Raw genomic sequence first — 17,103 nt, forward strand, 5'->3', positions numbered from 1 at the left:
GCGTTTCCGGTCTCGACAGCTGCAACGAACCGGGTGTGGAATCGAATGCCCCCGGTGCCGGCGGTCGTCTCCTCCGTGGGGGCTTCCCCATCGACCTCGCAATCCCAGTTGATATGGCCAGTCACGAAGACTCGAGACTCTCGGACCGATCCGGACTTTAGCTAAGGTGCCTGATGGTTGCCTGGAATAACAGTTACCGTCACCTGAAATTAATCCACGGCACGTAGGTTCGCTTGCGTGAAAAGACCCACAGAGTCCGCCAGTACATCCACCACTGAACAAGAGTCGAACGTCTCCAGCCTGCAAAAGCTGCCGGCCTTCGTGCGTGGCCGCAAGCCGCTTGCCATCGTTGCGGCCAGCTGCACCCTCGCCGTTCTGGGCGGGGCCGGCATCGCAGCCGCCTCCACCATCCCCTTCGGCCAGCAGCAGGTCGGCTCCGAGGATGATAAGGGCGAGCAGATCTCCTCGAACCAGGAGATCAAGCCCATCGGCGACCGCCTAATGACGCCCTTCGGAAAGATCATGGGCTCCACCGTCAGCCCGGACGGCCGCTACCTCGTCGGGACCAGCACTGACCGGTCCGTCGACCTGCAGGTCTTCGACCTCACGACCTATAAGCCCGTGGCCGCCGCCGGCACCCAAGCTGTTACGGCTTTTGCCACCGCGGCGGCCAACGCCGGGTACGCGAACATGGCCTACCAGCACATCACGGACGGTTCCGTGGGGCAGGATGGGCCGGTCTTTTCGCCCGACGGCAAATTCCTCTACGAACCTGTCGCGACCGGGATTGTCCGCTACCCTTTCAACCCGGACGGCTCGCTCGGCACCGGGACGAAGGTCAACATCCCCAACGCCGGTGACAAGCAGGCCCTGACCGCCGGTATGGCGTTCTCCTCCGACGGCACGACGCTCTACGCCGCCGTGAACGGCCAAAACACCGTCGTCGCGATCGACCCCGTCGCCGGCACGATCAAGCAGACCTTCGGTACGGGTATCGCCCCGCGCCAGCTGAAATTCGTTGGCACCCGGCTCTACGTCTCCAACGAAGGAGGCCGCCCGGCCCTCCCGGGGGAGCCGACCATGAACTCCTACGGCACAGACGTCCCGGCAGACACCAACCTCGGGACCTCCACGACCGGTACGCTCAGCGTCATCGACACGGCCAACGCCGCCGCGCCGGTTGCCTCGATCGACGTCCAGCTGCACCCGACGGCAATGTTCCTGGACGGCGCCGCGCTGTACGTGGCGAACACCAACAGTGACACCGTCTCCGTCGTGGACACCACCGGCAACAAGGTCCTCCAGACCATCGCCACCCAGCCTTGGGCCTCCTCCCAGGTCGGCTACGAGCCCACCGCGATCACCATGCAGGGCGACCACTTGCTCATCTCGCTCGGCCGGGCCAACGCGATCGCGGTCTACAAGGTCAACAAGCAAGACCCGAAGGACCCGGCCAGCTACATCGGCCTCCTGCCCACGGATTACTACCCGGGCAACGTCACCGCGGTCAACGGCCAGATCGTGGTCACCAACATCCGCGGCATCGACGCGCGCGGCCCCGAGGTGACCATCAACGAAGGCCCGAACACCACGGCTGCCACCGGGCACGGCACGCACTCCACCACCGCGTCCCTCACCAAATTCACCCTGCCCAGCGATGAAGAAATCCAGAAGAACACGGAAACGGTCTTCGAGCAAAACGGTTGGGACGGCAGCTCGGTCAAGGAAGCGACGGCCGCCGAGGCCGCCAAGATCCCGGCAGTCGCCGTGCCGAAGCGGATCGGGGAGCCGTCCACGATCAAACATGTCTTCCTGATCGTCAAGGAAAACCGCACCTACGACCAGGTGTACGGCGATATGAAACAGGGCAACGGCGATGCCTCCCTGGCACAGTTCGGCTCGAAAGTCACCCCGAACCAGCACGCTCTTGCCGGCCAGTTCGGGCTCTACGACAACACCTACGACATTGGCACCAACTCGGCCGAAGGCCACAACTGGATGATGCAGGGCGACGACCCGGCCTACACCGAGACCAGCGCCGGTGAGTACAAACGCTCCTACGATACTGAGGACGACGTCCTGGGCCACCAGCGCTCCGGCTTCCTCTGGACCGCGATCAAGGATGCAGGCAAAACCGCCAGGAACTACGGCGAGTTCGACTCCGAGGAAGGCAAGCCCGCCGGCGCGACCTGGCAGCAGTACTACTGCGCCGCCACAAGCACCATGGCCGGTGGCGACCCCGCCCAGCTCTTCACCCCCGCACTGCAGATGCACGCCAGCTCGGCCATCCCGTCCCTGAACGAGATCTCAGACCCGAACGCGGCACCCTTCGACACTTCGGTGCCGGACATCTACCGCTACGCAACGTGGAAGCAGGACTTCGAGAAGAACGGCCCGAAGAACTTCCAGATGACCTGGCTCTCCAGCGACCACACCGGCGGGACCGCCGACCCCGAAGCCCAGGTCGCCGACAACGACCTGGCCGTGGGCAAGATCGTTGACGAGATCTCGCACTCGGAGTACTGGAAGGACTCCGCGATCTTCATCGCCGAGGACGATAGCCAGAATGGCACCGACCACGTCGACGGCCACCGCGCCCCGGTCCAGGTCATCAGCCCCTACGCGGTGCACGGCAAAACGGTCAGCACCTTCTACTCTCAGATCAACATGGTCCGGACCATCCAGCAGATCCTGGGTGCCCAGCCGCTGAACCAGAAGATCGCCGCGGCCACCCCCATGTTCGACTCCTTCACCAACAAGCCCGACCTGACGCCGTACTCTGCGGTCCCGAACCAGGTCCCGCTCACCGAGGGTGTCAAAACCGCTCCCGCCTGCGGGCCCGACACCCTGGGCCAGACCGGAGCCGCTGCCGCCGCGGTAAACGACGCCGCAGCCAAAGCCGCCACCGTCCCGGCCCCGATGAAGGACACCGCCGAAAAGTGGGACGACTGGTCCGAGAAGCAGCACCTGACAGGCAACGGCGCGAAGGAAGACTACGCGGACCCCAACCTGTTCAACCGCTGGACCTGGTACCAGGCCCACAACTGGGCAACCCCCTACCCCGGAGATGAGAAGATCTACGGACCCGACGACGTCCCGGGTATCCCCGCCGGATCAACCAACCACGAGGACAGCTGATAAAGCTCTTGACCTCCGGTCGGCCGATGGCCATCAGGCGGGAACCTTGAGCAGCTTTTAGGACGTCAAGACAGGGTCCCGGCTCCACTTGAGCCGGGACCCTGTCTAGTGCCCAGGGAATCCGGCCTGCATACTCGATTCCTGCCGGTGTGGACCGTTTCAGTCCCGGACCGGCAGCACCTTCTGCAGCGCGTACTGCGACCGCCCCCTGCCATGGACTACCGCGTCGGCGGGGATCTCCGTACCGAACTTCTTCAGGTACCGGTACATGGTCGGTCGGGACCAGCCGACAGCTTCGGCCGCCTCGGCAGCGGGCGTGCCGTCGGCCAGGAGCTGCCGGACTGCGCGCAGCTTCGTCTCGATGGTCTCCAGCTTGGGTGCCTGCCGTCCGAACTTCACTCCCCTGGCCTGGGCCGCCATGACCCCTGAGCGCACCCGCTCTGTAATCAGTTCAGGCTCGTACTGAGCCAGGCTGGCGAAGAGTGCCAGCTGGAGCCGGCCATGTGATGAAGAAGGATCCACGCCATCCATGATCGAGTGCAGGCTGATCCCGCGCTCAGTGATGGTCTGGACGGTGTTGATCACGTCCACGAGGGAGCGCCCGAGACGATCGATCGCCACGCGAAGATCTCGTCGCCGTCGCGGGCGTAGTCAAGGAGCTTGGCCATCTGCGGCCGGTCCTTCGCTGCCACCAGGCCGGACATCTCGTCGATGAAGATCCGGTTCTCCTCGACGCCGGCTTCCAATAGCGACTCAACCTGCATGCGGGCCTTCTGGTCCGTGGTGCTGACGCGTGCGTACCCGAGTTTCATCTCCTGCTCCCTTCTGTCTCGTCTCACAAGCTCTTAAGAGGTCTCAAGACAGTCAGGTGATACAGGGTAGGTGAGACATTTCTGGCCCCGGAATACAGGGATTTCGGGACCAGTAGCAGAGGTGCCCTTACCTATAGTTCGTGAGACACGCACGAGGTGCTGAACCTTTCGAACGGCGCGGGCATCGTAGTAGGCTCAGGCCACCAAGCCGGGGGGTGCGGAGATGTCCGATAAGTCGGGGTCGCCAAGAGTGCGCGACGTTCTGGGAGTTGTGCTCGTGGTTCAGGTGGTCTTCGCCGTCGCGGCGGCCGCCATTGTGATCCTTGATCCGGAGGGCATCTTGAATGAGCCAAGGGACCGGTTGCTGGCCGGCCTGCTCGTTCTAGCCCCTATCGCAATGGCTCTCGTCCTGACAGTTCGTTTTCGTTCCGGGCACCGGGCCGAGCGTCGCAACGCAAAGGCCACCGCCCAGCTGATGGACACCGTCATGGCCACCAGTCAGGAATGGGTGTGGGCCGTGGACGACCAGGGCTGCTTTACGTTTTCCAGCCCGACGAGTGAAAACCTCTTGGGATGGAAGCCGGCGGAGCTGCTCGGTCAGCGGTGTGACCTGGTCATCGACGCAGGGGACCTGGTGCGTGCCAAGGGCGATGTGGCGGCAGCTGCAGGGCCGGACTGGGCGGGCGTCGTGGTCCGGTGCCGGCACCGGGACGGCCGGTCCGTCTGGATGAACGTCTCGGGCACAGCGCGCCCGGCCATGGAGGGCCGGCCTGGCGGTTTTGAAGGGACGAGCCGGATCCTCCCGCCACTGTCGGCACGGGAGGCGATCGATTCCCTCCACAGGGACCAGATCCAGCGCATGCTCGACGAGAACCTGCTCCTTACTGCCTTCCAGCCCATCCGCAGCCTCGCCACCGGAAAACTCCTCGGCGTCGAAGCGCTGACCCGGTTTGTCGACGAGGGGACCGCCGGCACCGAGTTCTGGTTTAAGGAGGCCGCCATCGTCGGGCTTCTAGGCGAACTCGAATTCGCCGCCATGGAGCGAGCCCTGAAAATGGCGCAAGGTCTTCCGCCGGATATTTACGTGGCCCTGAACATTTCCCCCGAGACATGCATGGACCCGCGCCTTCCCGGGCTACTTGAACGTTGCGGGCTGCCGCCGGAGAGGATCGTCCTTGAACTGACGGAACGCCTTGAAGTCTGTGAATACGGACCCCTGCTCTCGGCGCTGGCTCCGCTCCGGGCCGCAGGGCTGCGGATTGCCGTGGACGACGCCGGCTCCGGCTTCGCCTCCATGCGTCACGTCCTCCACATCAGGCCCGACATCATCAAGCTGGACCGCAGCCTCATCGCCGGGATCGACGACGACCAGGGACAGCGGGCCCTCGGCGCCGCCATGGTCGAGTTCTCGCGCCAAATCGGCGCCGCAATCATCGCCGAGGGCATCGAAGCACCCGAAGAGCTTACGGCTGTTGCCCGGCTCGGAATGACCGCGGGGCAGGGCTATCTCATCGGCCGGCCCTCGATTGAACCCAAAGACTGGGCCCGGTGGTCTGAAAGCCTGCGCCTCGGACCCGACAAGCATTAGGGGTCCGGTACGACCTCTCTGCGCACCTTCCGGTGGCTCTTCAGAGCGGCGCCTCAGGGTTCGCAGCTGCTCCTTGGGGCTCCGGGTAGCGGGCTCTGGGATGTTTCCGCAGGGCCCACTACCTCAGCTCCGTGTCTTTCATGGCTTCCGATTGGTGGGATCCGTCCTTAGCCCTGCGCGCTATGGGGCGACTTGGAGCTGCGTATTCCCGATGAACGGCGGGATGAAGCCTGGCAGCGTCAGGTAGCTGCCGATGGTTCCGGTGTAGTGGCCGTAGGTGTCGGGCACCGTGATGGTGGTCGGGAAGCCTCCCAACCCGTTGAGTTTGACTCCAGTGATGGTCAGGGTTCCTCCGGTGTCTGTCCAGGTCACGTCACCTGAGTCGGGCGCGGCCCCTTGTCCTGCGTGGCCGCAGTCTGATCCCTTGTAATCGCCCGTGCCGTTTTGGTCCAGTTCGATCCAGAGCCATACGCCGCCGCCGTTATGACCGCTGACGTTTGCCGACAGCTCAATCTGGTAGACGGCAGTGTTCCCATAGGCGGATGCCGGAGCGGCGACGCCCAATCCCCCACCGACCATGGCGGCAGATGCGGCAACCACGAAGGCAGCCTTGCGGCTGGTCCTGATTTTTTCGAATGCTTTCATCGTCTTCTTCGTTCGACAGTTTTCAATACCGTCGGAAGGCCCAGAATCACTTCCATATGGGGGCGGCCAGACGGCTGCCCCACAACGTGTCACACCACGATTGTAGGGATCCGGTGCTGGCTGGGACAGAGGTATTCACCGCCCAGGTGCGCGCACTCAAACAGCTACCGGATCAAGCTGACCAGGAGCCGTGATCCAGGGACCGGACCTGCCTGCGGCGCCCACTCCCGATGGTTCCGGGGTCGGAGGCGTAGATTGTCGGCATGAGACAGATGCCCCGGGTTTCCCGCGATGTTTTGGCCGACCGACTCCTGGATGCCGCTGAATTCACGCATGCGCACTGGTTCTTCGGCAATCTCTATGAGGTCCTCGTCAAGGTTCCCGACCGTGTGGCTTCAGCAGAGCCTAGCCGCGAACTTCCCCGATCTCCTTTCGGGGCCGGGAGCCCGGGCCGGTACTACGTGCCTCTCGCCCCTCTCAACGCACCCGCGGCTATCGGTGCACTCACCACCGGGTGGGGCAGACCCGAAACCAGGGCCTCCCTGGTCGTGGCCGCCACCAGCTCGGCCGCAGGCGCCGCCGCCACCGCGTATGTGCTCCGGTTTCTGAACCCGAAGCTGTTCTTCAGCCCTCACCCTCTCAGTGAGGTCGAGCGCAGGCCCCTGCTGACCAGGTGGTATCGGGTCCACGCATTCAGGCTCACGGCCAGCGCCGTGGCCTTGGCCGCCATCCACCACGCCCGGACCATTCGCCTCAGGACCCGCTGAACCCGCCGGGACCGCCCTGAGCGCGGGGCGATCTGTGGGTCCCGTCGTGTCCCGAGCTGAACCTGTTTGCCTGCGGTACGTTGGACGCCATGGGCTTCTTGTCCCCCGGAACTGCCGGGGATCCGCACGGTCAAGTGTTTTCGGTGGCCGGCGGCAAGGCCGCTCTGAGTCTTCGGCTGGACGGGATCCTCCACCTCATCTGGGCCCCGGGCACCTACGTGCAGGAAGAGGACGCCGTCTCAGCCGTCACAATGATGAACCTGATCAGCCCGGACCATGACAGGCCGCTGCTGGTCGATATGCGGAACGCGGGGAACACCTCATCGCGGGCCAGGGACGTTTTCGCGAATCCACACGCGGTCTCACGGGTGGCGCTGCTCGGTGAATCCCCCGTGGACGAGGTGATCGCCAGCTTTTTCACGGGCGTCCACCGGCCCCAGCGCCCCACCCGGTACTTCACCTCTGAAGCCACGGCACTGAGCTGGCTGTCCGGCGGCTGAACGGTCAGACTTCACGCAGTTGGGGACTCTCCCGATGCGGACCCCTGTGTTTAGAGCGGCATCGCTGTTGATTGCGCGCTGAACGGGGTAGGTTTTGACGCGAGAGGCGATCAAGGCAAGGACAAGGGGAGGCCATGCTTTTTGAGCCGTTATATGCGTACTACCGAACATTGGGTCCCCGGGGCCGGGCGGTGTTGTTCCAGCTGCCACTGTCGGTGACGATGCTGCTGGTCACCGTCCTGACGATGTTCCTGCACCCGCAACTCGATGTGTCCGGCCCATTTCTGTACAGCCTGGGAAGTCATGTTCTCCTGCTTGCCGTTTGCGCCTTGGTGCCGTGGGGTCGGCTGCCGGAACGGGTTGTGCTCATTATCCCGGTCCTTGACTGTATAGCTGTTGGGATCTCCCGGGAGGCTGCTGACCAGTACCTCACCGTTTTGGGTTTCCTCCTGGTCTTTCCCGTCGTGTGGCTGGCGGCGGACCGGCGCCGCAGCGGCGTCTTTTACGCCGTCGTCGCCACATTCCTCAGCGCCGTGCTGCCGCCTGTCATCCTGGGTACGGGCTTCGAGGGCCCGGACTTCATCCGGATCGTGCTGCTGCCTGTCATTCTCGGAGCGATCGCGCTCACCGCCCACGGAATCGCCAGCGCCCTCACGCTCCAACGACAACAGCTGGAGGCCCAGGGCTGCAAGGTCAGGGACCTCCTGATCGCCAGCGAGGACCGGGAGCGGCTGCTCACCAACGTCATGGACACCGTGAGTGTCGGGGTCTGCGCCGTCGACGCCAACGGTCAGGCGGTGCTCGCGAACCACCAATTCAGCAGCCATTTCGGCGGGACCGTCACCGGCAGGCAGTTAACTGATGAGCCGCCGAGCTTTGCCGTCTACGGCCCTGACCGGAAGCAACCACTTCCTCCCGAACGACGCCCCGGGTTCCGGGCAGCACGGGGAGAGTCCTTCACGGACGAACTGATTTGGGCCGACAACGGGACCATCCAGAGGGCCTACTCGGCGACGTGCCGGCTGATCCGGGACTCCCGGGGCGAACACCGGGGAGCGGTCATGGCGTTCACTGATGTCACAGCCATGGTCGAAGCACTCTCGGCCAAGGACCAGTTCGTCTCCAGCGTCTCCCACGAACTGCGGACGCCGCTGACCTCGATCCTGGGCTACCTGGACCTGGCCCTGGATGAGGAGAATGTTGATCCCGAGGTGGAGTTCTACCTGACCGTGGCCAAGCGCAACGCCGAACGGCTCCTGCACCTGGTCGGCGACCTGCTCACCGTCGCTGCCGGCGCCTTGACCATAGAGCCCCGGCACGCGGACCTGGCCGAAGTCGTCCGTCACAGCGTCGAGGCTGCAGAGCTTAAAGCGAAGGCCGACGGTGTCACCCTGGACCTGGTCGCCCAGGGAACTGCCACGGGTTACTTTGACCCCGAACGGCTCCGCCAAGCCATTGACAACCTGATCTCCAACGCCATCAAATACACACCGCGGGGCGGTAAGGTCTCCGTCACGATCGACACGACCGGGCACGAACTCCGCTGCGAAGTCACCGACACCGGGGTCGGCATGAGCGAGGAAGAGGTGGACCAGGCCTTCACCCGCTTCTTCCGCGCCGCGAATGCACACTCCTCGACCATTCCGGGCGCCGGGCTGGGCCTTGCAATCACCAAATCCATCATCGAAAACCACCGCGGCTACATCACCCTCACGAGCAGGCCCGGAGAGGGCACGACCGCAGCGCTGACACTTCCGGCGGCCGACCTCGACGCCCCGTCGATGGCGACCACCTGACGGGCGCGTCCCGCTGACCCTGTCGCCGGGGCCGGACAGGTGTCTTTAGGCACTACGCCCATCAGTGGGTGTCTGCAATGGTCTGGGTTATGCCGTTTCTTCTCGAATACGTGACCGACCAGGGAGCTGGCCGGTTCACGGTGGAAGGCCGCAACGTCCCGGATGCCATGGCACGGGCAAGAGAAGCTGTCCGGGGGCTGGACTGCACCAGCGCCGCATTACGCCAGACGGTTCACCAGAGCACGTCTTTCGGTGACGGTTCTCTCCTGGCCTCATACACCCGGTCGGATGGCTAGACGGCGTCGTCGCCCCGAACGAATAGGGCACGGTGGTGACGGTTTGACGGGGGTTACGGTATCGGGACGGAACATCTGGACACAGTCCACCGAACGGCCGATGAACACTAATCGAAGGCATGAATAACCCCGGTGTGTGGGTGCGTGCCCGGGCTTCATGGCGCCTTAGTGTCGATAGCCACGATCATCCCCAAGATCGTCGCCGCCATGCGGTCATGACCGCATGGCCGTGTCCCCCATTCGCCTTTCTCGGCCCCGGCCGCAAGCCGTAACCCGGCCCACGCCGATGACGGCACCTCACCACAACCCCAACTCTGGAGAACCCATGAAGTACACGAAGCTGCTGACCGCGGCCGCCATCACTGCCGGCCTGGCCCTGGGAACATCCCTCCCGGCCCACGCCGCGGACACCAACCCCAACGGCACCGAGAACCATTTCGACCTGCAGGCCCACCGCGGCGGCATCGGCCTGACCGTCGAATCCACGCTGGCCTCCTTCGCCAAGGGCATCGAGACCGGCGTAAGCACCCTGGAAATGGACCTGCAGATCACCAAGGACGGCCGCGAAGTCATCACCCACGACCGCAAGATCGATGGCAAAAAATGCCTCGACACCGCACCCGTCACCCCGGGCGACCCCGCCTTCCCGTACGTTGGCAAGTACATCAAGGACCTCACCTTCGACCAGGTCCGCAGCCTGGACTGCGGCTCCCAGACGCTGCCCCAGTTCCCCGGCCAGCAGGCCTCCCCCGGCGCGAAGATGCCGACCCTGGCAGAGGTCTTCGACCTCGCCAACCGCTACCGGGCCAGCCAGGTCAAGTTCAACATCGAAACCAAAGTTGAAGCCGGCGCCCCAGAGCAGACAGCCCCGCGTGAACAGTTCGTCGAGGTGGCCCTGCGTGAAATCCATAAGGCTCACATGGCCGAGCGCGTCTCCATTGAAAGCTTCGACTGGGGCTCGCTGCGCCTGGTGAAGGAACGTGACCCGGGCATGCGGACCGTGGCACTGACCAACAAGGACTTCCTACAGGCCGGCCAGCCCGGCAAGTCTCCCTGGCTCGGCGGGATTGACGCGGACGACTTCGGCGGGGACCTCGTGAACGCCGCGGCTTCCCTTGGCTTCGACGCCATCTCCCCCGTGCACGGCACCCCGCAGAACGGCAAGGTCACCGACCCCGGCTACGTCCCCTATGTGAACGCCGACATGGTGACCCGCGCCCACGCCAAGGGCATGCAGGTCATCCCCTGGACCGTCGATGACAAGCCCACCATGCGCAAGCTCATGGACGACGGCGTCGACGGCGTCATCACCGACTACCCGGACCAGCTGCGCGACGTCCTGGCGGAACGGTCCCTGAAGCTGCCCAAGCAGTACACCCTGGAACCGGGCATGTCGGCAGCCAAGTAGCCTGACCGGCAGCGCTTCAAGGCCCTCAGCCTCTGCTCGTCAGACTTGCCAACCGGATCCTAAGCATGCTTAGTATAGTTCCAGCCGAATGCGAACGGCTGCCGAACCAGAGGAGGAAACACCATGGGACTGGGCGACAAGATTGAGAACGCTGCCAAGAAGGCAGGCGGCAAGGCCAAAGAGACGGCCGGCGCCGCAACAGGCGACGAAAGCCTGCGGACCGAAGGCCAAGCAGACCAGGCCAAGGGTGACTTGAAGCAGGCCGGCGAAAAGGCCAAAGACGCCTTCAAGCAGTAAGAGGCATCATCGGAAGGGCGCGCTCAGCGAACGGGGCGCGCCTTTTTCGTGTCCTCGCCCACGATCGGGAGACTCCGTGAACCGCAATATCAGCCATCGGAACGGACGTCGCCGGGATAATATCGCAGTGGAGGCGGCGAGCATCCGGGGGCCAAAGGTTGAGCGGTCAAAGAGGGGCGGCATCGTTACCGCCGTTGCGACCACATTCGGTGACAGGGAAAGCAAGCCACGTGGTCGGGGGCGGCAAGCGGCGCTAGGCGCCGCAGGCTTGATCGCCCTCACCGCACTCTCCGCCGGACCACGGCCTCGGCAATCCAGTCAGGCGGGCAGCGAAACGCAGCCCGCCTAATGCGGCTCCGGTGGTCAATGCCCTCGTTGCCATCTCTGTCTTCGTCATGATCGTCCTGGCCATCTTGGTTGCATAGGCCCTCGTTCTGCTCATCGTTTTCCTCCGACTCAAGATCGCCGAGCTCAAGCGTGCCGCCCCGGTGAAGACCAATCCCTCAGACCAGTGACCAAGATCAAGCGGGCCGAACCCGGTTCCGGAGTGGGTCCTGATGTACCGGCAAGGTATCCCGGCTGCGAAAATCGCCGCCGGCGCGGGAGTCGCCGGATCGGTGGTGAGGTACCACCTGACCATGGCCGGGAAGCACGCCCCGGGCCTGCGTGAAGAGCATCGAAAGGCGTTGCCGCCCTCTCCGGCACGCCTGACGGCGGCCGGCAAGCGGACCCTGAATGACCTTCTGGCGTTCTGGGACGCTGAGAAGCGGCTGCCTGTAACCGGTCGTGATGCCCGGGAGTCGAAGCTGCCGGGTGTCTGGCCCGGCGCCGCAAGGAGGCCGCCGCAGGGTCCCTCTCACCCGCTTACGCCCGTACCCTCGACACGATTCCGGCTGGCCGGACCAACCCACGAAGCACGACGCCGATGAGGCACGCTGGGCGCATCGCCTCGAGGAAGTCGCAGCGTACCTGGCTGCCCGCCGTGACTGGCCCCTGCACAACAAGACCGATGACCAGGAGGAACGCTCCCTGGGAATCTGGCTCCACACCCAGCGCATAACACGGCGGGGCGGCAAACTCGACGAGTCCAAGGAAGCCCGGCTCAACGACGTCATCCCCGGCTCGCAGCACGGCAGGCCGCGGCGCGGAGCAAACAGTCGGACTCAGCTAAGCGTCGGACGAAGCTAGGGGTACAGCTCGGGCAGTTCGCCCTCGAAGACCGTCCGGGGGCCCAGGCCCACCGCCTCAAGGATCGCCCTCGCCAGGGCCGGGGCATGCTCGGCCCGGGTACGAGACAGCCGCCGTCACCCCGTCGGCCTGGTCGATCTGGATGGTCGCATCCAGCTCTCCCCACGGGATCGGCTTCCACACATTGAGGTGGTCTTCCTCAATGAACGTGTCCCGGTGGCGGTGCACGAAGAACTCTTTAGCGGCCATGGCAGTCCTCTCCTGAAATTGGGCAAGAGAGCACCATAAGCACGGCAGATGGAAGCAGGCCACTTTCGCAGGGTTGTTTAGATTCCGCCTCCTCCGACGGGCCCCGCCCAACCGCTGAATTCTCCGCCGATTCCTTTGCTACGCTCGTCGTCGTCCTTGCCGCAACGGCGGCAGCGGCTGAAAAGGCTGCCATCTTCAGCGTGTTCGACGTGCCAGTCGTGGTGAATGTTCAGCTTGCATAGCAGTGCCCTGAGCATGGCATTCTCCAATCGCGGCAGCCCTCATTCCGGCAATCCCATGATGCCCTTCAACCAGCCACAGCGAAACCTGCAACTGCTGGCGCTTGACGCCTCCGAAGACCAGCAGGACGCGCGCTCAGCCGGGGAGGCTGAAGAATCCGCTGGGTCGTCGGCCCACGAGGCAGGGGTGGAAGATGATGGGGTCCCGGGGTGGACGACGGTGAACCGGGTCGGCCGTCCAGCCCGGAGTGGACGCCGGTGAACTCTACGCCGAACAGGCCGTCACCGGGCGGGCCCCGCTCCTGAGACGGGTCAAAGACAGCAATCCAGGCAGGATCCATCAGTTCATGGATCGCCGCCTCTAGTGTTAGAGCCGACATATCGGAGACTGCACCGAACAAATGCGCGCCTCCGTCTCCAACACCACCGAGTGGCCAGCGGTTCTCCCGGCGTTCAGAGGCTCCTGTTTGAGGGGAGAGTTGTCTACCGAATAGCGTCCACCACACGAAGATAAGGGGTTTTGAGGGGGCAGGTCCCCCCCTGTTGCCTCACGTCAATAGGTCCGGGAAGACTGCTTCGTTGCCTCATGTGGAAAGGTCCGTTTCGGGTACGAGTTGAACCAGGTGTTGATCTTGTAGTCGCGGGGAGCAGCTTTGGCCTGACTGAGGGCTTCAAGCTGTCCGGTCAGGGCCAGGATTTGGCGGGACAATGCCGCCGGTTTGAGGCGTTTGAACTGGGCATTCATGCTGATGACGGGCCGCTTCCGGACGTTCGGATGCCGGGCGGCGCGTTGGTGCGGGGTGAGGGCGGCATCATGTTTCTTGACCACCTTGGCCCCGTGGCGTTCCTTCGAAAGCAGCTTCTGCTGGGGCAGCAGGTAGTTCGTGAACAGCGCATCGAGTTCCCAGATGGCGTTGAGTTTCTCCAGCTCTGCCGCGGTGTCGTATCGGTAGTAGCCCACGAGCTCACGAACGCGCGCCCAGTTCTTCTGTTCCACATGGGCGCCGTCGTTTTTGTTGCCCGGCCGGGACCGGGTGAAGGTGATCTGCCGGGCATGGCAGTACTCCAGCAGGTAGTCGTTGATGAACTCGGACCCATTGTCTGAGTCAATCCCAAGGATCGGGAACGGGAACCGGCCCAGCGCGTACTGCAGGGCTGCGAACACCCATTTCTGGGCCTTGTTCGGAACCGACCGGTTCACCGTCCACCCGGTCGCGATATCAGTCACGGTCAGGGTAAAGCAGAACTGTCCGGACGCCACGCCGCCTTCATGTCCGACCAGGTCGATCTCAACGAACCCGGGCACCGCGTCGTCCCAGTCCGCCCAGGTCCTCACCGGGATCTGCGATTTCAACAAGGAGCCGGGCTTGGTATGCGACCGGCCCCGCAGCACCAGTTTCGCCCGCTCCGGTGCAAGCTTCCGGTCGATTGTCGCCGCGCTCATCCGCATCAGCAGTACCGCCTCCGCGTCCGTCAGGTCCAGTTCCCCGTCCCGGCGCAGCAAGGGCACGAGCACCGGCAGTATCGGCGCCAGCCTCTTGCCGGCCGGGCTCCGCAGCACCGCCCAGCAGACCACCAGCGCCTCGATCACCCGCGGACCATAAACCGGGGGCCGATGCTGACGGGGTCGTACCGGCCGCAGCTCCAAAGCCTGACGCACAGCCCGCCGTGCGTAGTCCCGGTTCCAGCCCGTCAGCTCCACCAGTTCGTCCAGGATCCGCACCTTCTCCAGCCGGCTCCCGCGGGCATACGCCCGGGCCTTGATCACCGTGACGGCCTTGCGCTGGCTCATCGTCAGTCCCCATCCCTCAAGGATGTCCGCGCCCCGCCTCTTCCCGGACCTTTTCCAATGAGGCAACGTATCCTGCTCCGCGGACCTTTTCCATGAGTCAACGCGCCCCTCGACGCGACCAGTTTCCGGGCCTATTCTTTCCTCGCAAGAATCAATACCGAGGGTGACCGAAAATGGGACACCCAATCAAGAAGATCAAGGCCAAGGAGGCCGTGTCATGTCCATCCTTGTCGGCGTGAAGGTTTTCGCTGACACCGCCGCGTTCAGCAAGGCGCTGAGCGAACGGGCCTACGAATTCCAAGCCGTGAGCTCCCGGGCCCAGGGTGCCGGCGCCATTGACCATAGGTTCGGCATCGGCGACGGGCCCGTCTTCGTCACCGACAACTGGACCTCGAAAGCCGCGTTCGTCGAGTCTTTCATTAACCCCGAACTGCAGGCGTTTATCGGTTCGGTCGGCAGCAAGCCTGCGGCAGACCTGGAAATCACCGTCGGAGAATCGGTGGATTCTCCCGACCAGTTCTAGCGCCGGCCACCCGGTATCTGATTGTGGGCGCTGGCCACTTGGCGCACCGCAGCGCATGAGCACCTTGAAGTGAATTGAGGCTTCCATGCAGGCCTACGGCATTACTAACAACCATGACCGCTTCCGGACAATCTTCGTGGCCGTCGTCATAGGCGCGGTGTTGGTGGTGGGCCCTGAGACCATAAGCCATGTCAATCATGCTGTTGACAGTGCAACCACTCCCCCCTCCGGTGAAGCACCTAACGCCCACCGAGGGAATTCCTGGAGCCAGCTGCCGATCGAATCCCGGGAACTCTGGAAGTTTCGACTCACTACACGACGTTGAGGACACGCTGGGACCGTCCTGACGGGGATTGGGGCCTCCGGGTCGGGCTACGGGAGTATGTTCCCCCACCATGGGGGACTGTCGGAAGATTGAGGGCTGGCCGACGGTGCCGCCGCGAGATCTTGCCGGACCCGGTGCCACAGGCGGCCCTGACCCCTGCCCTTGGGGGTCGAGTCCCGCATCGTTCTGGCAGTTCACCATGTTTTTCCCCGGCTGGTCTCCATCTGCCGGTCACGCATGGAATGCTGGGCTGTACAACCTTCTACTCAGCTGCCTCACGCGGCGGCCGCCGCTCTGAAAGGATCATTATGCCCGTACGCAACGAACCCTGGCCCGAAGGCACCCCGAATTGGGTCGATGCCCAGGTGGACGACGTCAAGGCCGCCGCCGGCTTTTATTCCACCCTGTTCGGCTGGGACATTCAGGACGCCGGACCCGACGCTGGTGGCTACCACATGGCCTTCCTCGACGGATCCGTTGTGGCCGGGATCGGCCCGAAACCCGACAACGCCGGTCCCATGCCCTCGGTCTGGAGCACCTACATCGCTGTTGACGACGCCGACACCACCGCAGGAAAAATCACCGAAGCCGGCGGATCACTAATGATGCCCCCATTCGACGTGATGGACCAAGGCCGGATGACCGTGGCCTTCGACGCCGCCGGCGCCGCGTTCGGGCTTTGGCAGGCTAAGGCACACCAAGGCATCGCCAGATATGGCGACCCCGGATCCGTGAGCTGGAACGAGCTCCACACCCGCAGCTACCAAGGGTCCCGCGACTTCTACTCCCAGGTGTTCGGCTACACCTACACCGACATCGACGGCGGGGACGACTTCACCTACGCCACCATCGAACGCGCCGTGGACGCTCAGACCGTGGGCGGTATCAGTCACGACACCTCTCTGGGCGAGGGAATGCCCAACTACTGGCTGACGTGGTTCGCCGTTGTCGACCCGGACGCCACGATCGAGCTAGCCACCGGCATCGGAGCCGGGGTCCTGTTCCCTGCCACCGACAGCCCATTCGGCAGAATGGCCGTCCTCCGGGGGCCCCAGGGCGAAGTCTTCGGCATCATCCAACCACCCGCCAACCAGCCCACAGACACCAACCAGGCCTGATACACCCGAGGGTAACCGGTACCACGATTGCTGGCTACCCTCAGCGGACCCTAACGCGAATGACGACAGCTATAAATAGTGAGAGCCTCCAAAGGCTGGTCAATTCCATCAGCGAGGCCGGGATGTCCGCACCAGGAGACGTCACCGGCCGGACTGGCGAGAAAGCCACCAAATCTGCCCGGCGCATTTCGGGGGGTCGCCAACATGCGCCCTGCCGGGCTAACAATTGAAAGGCAACAACGGCCCACGCCGAGAACGAGATCACCATCCACCGCCGGACGTTTACGCATTTCTAGCCGATGGTTTGAATAACCCGGACTGACGTTCGGGACTGCCCCCGGTTTTGTTGACTCCTTGACCTAGCGAGCTTGTGCTCGTGGAAGGATGTTGACCATGCCCACGGCTTATGGGGCGGAGTTCCG

General features: G+C 64.1%; 14 protein-coding genes and 1 pseudogene. 10 read left to right on the plus strand and 5 right to left on the minus strand.

Annotation, left to right across the window (positions count from 1 at the left end):
* The first annotated feature begins 237 nt into the window (after positions 1-237).
* Positions 238-3,138, plus strand: a complete 2,901-nt coding sequence (locus ACFVVC_RS11010; protein ID WP_387452628.1) for an alkaline phosphatase family protein — start codon at positions 238-240, stop codon at positions 3,136-3,138.
* 159 nt (positions 3,139-3,297) lie between these two features.
* Here the strand turns inward: ACFVVC_RS11010 and ACFVVC_RS11015 are convergent, their stop codons facing one another.
* Complete coding sequence (locus ACFVVC_RS11015; RefSeq protein ID WP_387452702.1) at positions 3,298-3,558, minus strand: helix-turn-helix domain-containing protein; 261 nt, start codon at positions 3,556-3,558, stop codon at positions 3,298-3,300.
* 36 nt (positions 3,559-3,594) lie between these two features.
* Positions 3,595-3,950, minus strand: a pseudogene (locus ACFVVC_RS11020) (recombinase family protein); the annotation flags it as partial.
* Positions 3,951-4,173: 223 nt separating this feature from the next.
* Between ACFVVC_RS11020 and ACFVVC_RS11025 the strand changes: the two are divergent.
* On the plus strand, positions 4,174-5,538 hold the full coding sequence (locus ACFVVC_RS11025; RefSeq protein WP_387452631.1) for an EAL domain-containing protein: 1,365 nt from the start codon (positions 4,174-4,176) through the stop codon (positions 5,536-5,538).
* Between the two features lie 180 nt (positions 5,539-5,718).
* Here the strand turns inward: ACFVVC_RS11025 and ACFVVC_RS11030 are convergent, their stop codons facing one another.
* Complete coding sequence (locus ACFVVC_RS11030; RefSeq protein ID WP_387452634.1) at positions 5,719-6,183, minus strand: hypothetical protein; 465 nt, start codon at positions 6,181-6,183, stop codon at positions 5,719-5,721.
* 263 nt (positions 6,184-6,446) lie between these two features.
* On the opposite strand from ACFVVC_RS11030, the gene ACFVVC_RS11035 reads away from it, so the two are divergent.
* The 6 genes from ACFVVC_RS11035 (at position 6,447) to ACFVVC_RS11060 (ending at position 12,435) form a co-directional block, all read left to right on the plus strand.
* Positions 6,447-6,950, plus strand: a complete 504-nt coding sequence (locus ACFVVC_RS11035; RefSeq protein ID WP_387452637.1) for a hypothetical protein — start codon at positions 6,447-6,449, stop codon at positions 6,948-6,950.
* An 89-nt stretch (positions 6,951-7,039) separates the two neighbouring features.
* Positions 7,040-7,450 carry an STAS/SEC14 domain-containing protein gene (locus ACFVVC_RS11040; RefSeq protein WP_387452639.1) on the plus strand — a complete coding sequence of 137 codons (411 nt, stop codon included), beginning with the start codon at positions 7,040-7,042 and terminating at the stop codon, positions 7,448-7,450.
* Between the two features lie 134 nt (positions 7,451-7,584).
* Positions 7,585-9,246, plus strand: coding sequence for an ATP-binding protein (locus ACFVVC_RS11045; protein WP_387452642.1), 1,662 nt, complete (start codon positions 7,585-7,587; stop codon positions 9,244-9,246).
* Between the two features lie 621 nt (positions 9,247-9,867).
* Positions 9,868-10,950, plus strand: a complete 1,083-nt coding sequence (locus tag ACFVVC_RS11050) for a glycerophosphodiester phosphodiesterase family protein (RefSeq protein ID WP_387452645.1) — start codon at positions 9,868-9,870, stop codon at positions 10,948-10,950.
* A 123-nt stretch (positions 10,951-11,073) separates the two neighbouring features.
* Entirely contained in the window at positions 11,074-11,247 is a 174-nt protein-coding gene (locus ACFVVC_RS11055) for a CsbD family protein (protein ID WP_387452648.1), read from the plus strand.
* Between the two features lie 789 nt (positions 11,248-12,036).
* Positions 12,037-12,435 (plus strand): helicase associated domain-containing protein, encoded by a 399-nt coding sequence (locus ACFVVC_RS11060; RefSeq protein ID WP_387452651.1) that lies wholly within the window; start codon positions 12,037-12,039, stop codon positions 12,433-12,435.
* 57 nt (positions 12,436-12,492) lie between these two features.
* On the opposite strand, the gene ACFVVC_RS11065 is transcribed toward ACFVVC_RS11060, so the two are convergent.
* Positions 12,493-12,684 carry a hypothetical protein gene (locus ACFVVC_RS11065; protein ID WP_387452654.1) on the minus strand — a complete coding sequence of 64 codons (192 nt, stop codon included), beginning with the start codon at positions 12,682-12,684 and terminating at the stop codon, positions 12,493-12,495.
* A gap of 792 nt (positions 12,685-13,476) precedes the next feature.
* A complete protein-coding gene (locus ACFVVC_RS11070; RefSeq protein WP_387452657.1) occupies positions 13,477-14,715 on the minus strand; it encodes a DDE-type integrase/transposase/recombinase in 1,239 nt (412 codons plus the stop codon).
* Between the two features lie 217 nt (positions 14,716-14,932).
* On the opposite strand from ACFVVC_RS11070, the gene ACFVVC_RS11075 reads away from it, so the two are divergent.
* Both ACFVVC_RS11075 and ACFVVC_RS11080 read left to right on the plus strand, forming a co-directional pair.
* Positions 14,933-15,238 (plus strand): hypothetical protein, encoded by a 306-nt coding sequence (locus tag ACFVVC_RS11075; protein ID WP_387452660.1) that lies wholly within the window; start codon positions 14,933-14,935, stop codon positions 15,236-15,238.
* 633 nt (positions 15,239-15,871) lie between these two features.
* The gene (locus tag ACFVVC_RS11080) at positions 15,872-16,681 is read left to right on the plus strand and encodes a VOC family protein (protein WP_387452663.1); all 810 of its coding nucleotides are present in this window, start codon (positions 15,872-15,874) and stop codon (positions 16,679-16,681) included.
* Positions 16,682-17,103: the final 422 nt, after the last annotated feature.

The organism is Pseudarthrobacter sp. NPDC058196, from assembly GCF_042882685.1.
Classification (GTDB): domain Bacteria; phylum Actinomycetota; class Actinomycetes; order Actinomycetales; family Micrococcaceae; genus Arthrobacter.

Coding starts and splice junctions, on each gene's coding strand:
- ACFVVC_RS11015 (WP_387452702.1), bottom strand. CDS start 3,558: ATGGCGGCCCAGGCCAGGGGAGTGAAGTTCGGACGGCAGGCACCCAAG.
- ACFVVC_RS11025 (WP_387452631.1), top strand. CDS start 4,174: ATGTCCGATAAGTCGGGGTCGCCAAGAGTGCGCGACGTTCTGGGAGTT.
- ACFVVC_RS11030 (WP_387452634.1), bottom strand. CDS start 6,183: ATGAAAGCATTCGAAAAAATCAGGACCAGCCGCAAGGCTGCCTTCGTG.
- ACFVVC_RS11035 (WP_387452637.1), top strand. CDS start 6,447: ATGAGACAGATGCCCCGGGTTTCCCGCGATGTTTTGGCCGACCGACTC.
- ACFVVC_RS11040 (WP_387452639.1), top strand. CDS start 7,040: ATGGGCTTCTTGTCCCCCGGAACTGCCGGGGATCCGCACGGTCAAGTG.
- ACFVVC_RS11045 (WP_387452642.1), top strand. CDS start 7,585: ATGCTTTTTGAGCCGTTATATGCGTACTACCGAACATTGGGTCCCCGG.
- ACFVVC_RS11050 (WP_387452645.1), top strand. CDS start 9,868: ATGAAGTACACGAAGCTGCTGACCGCGGCCGCCATCACTGCCGGCCTG.
- ACFVVC_RS11055 (WP_387452648.1), top strand. CDS start 11,074: ATGGGACTGGGCGACAAGATTGAGAACGCTGCCAAGAAGGCAGGCGGC.
- ACFVVC_RS11060 (WP_387452651.1), top strand. CDS start 12,037: ATGCCCGGGAGTCGAAGCTGCCGGGTGTCTGGCCCGGCGCCGCAAGGA.
- ACFVVC_RS11065 (WP_387452654.1), bottom strand. CDS start 12,684: ATGGCCGCTAAAGAGTTCTTCGTGCACCGCCACCGGGACACGTTCATT.
- ACFVVC_RS11070 (WP_387452657.1), bottom strand. CDS start 14,715: ATGAGCCAGCGCAAGGCCGTCACGGTGATCAAGGCCCGGGCGTATGCC.
- ACFVVC_RS11075 (WP_387452660.1), top strand. CDS start 14,933: ATGTCCATCCTTGTCGGCGTGAAGGTTTTCGCTGACACCGCCGCGTTC.
- ACFVVC_RS11080 (WP_387452663.1), top strand. CDS start 15,872: ATGCCCGTACGCAACGAACCCTGGCCCGAAGGCACCCCGAATTGGGTC.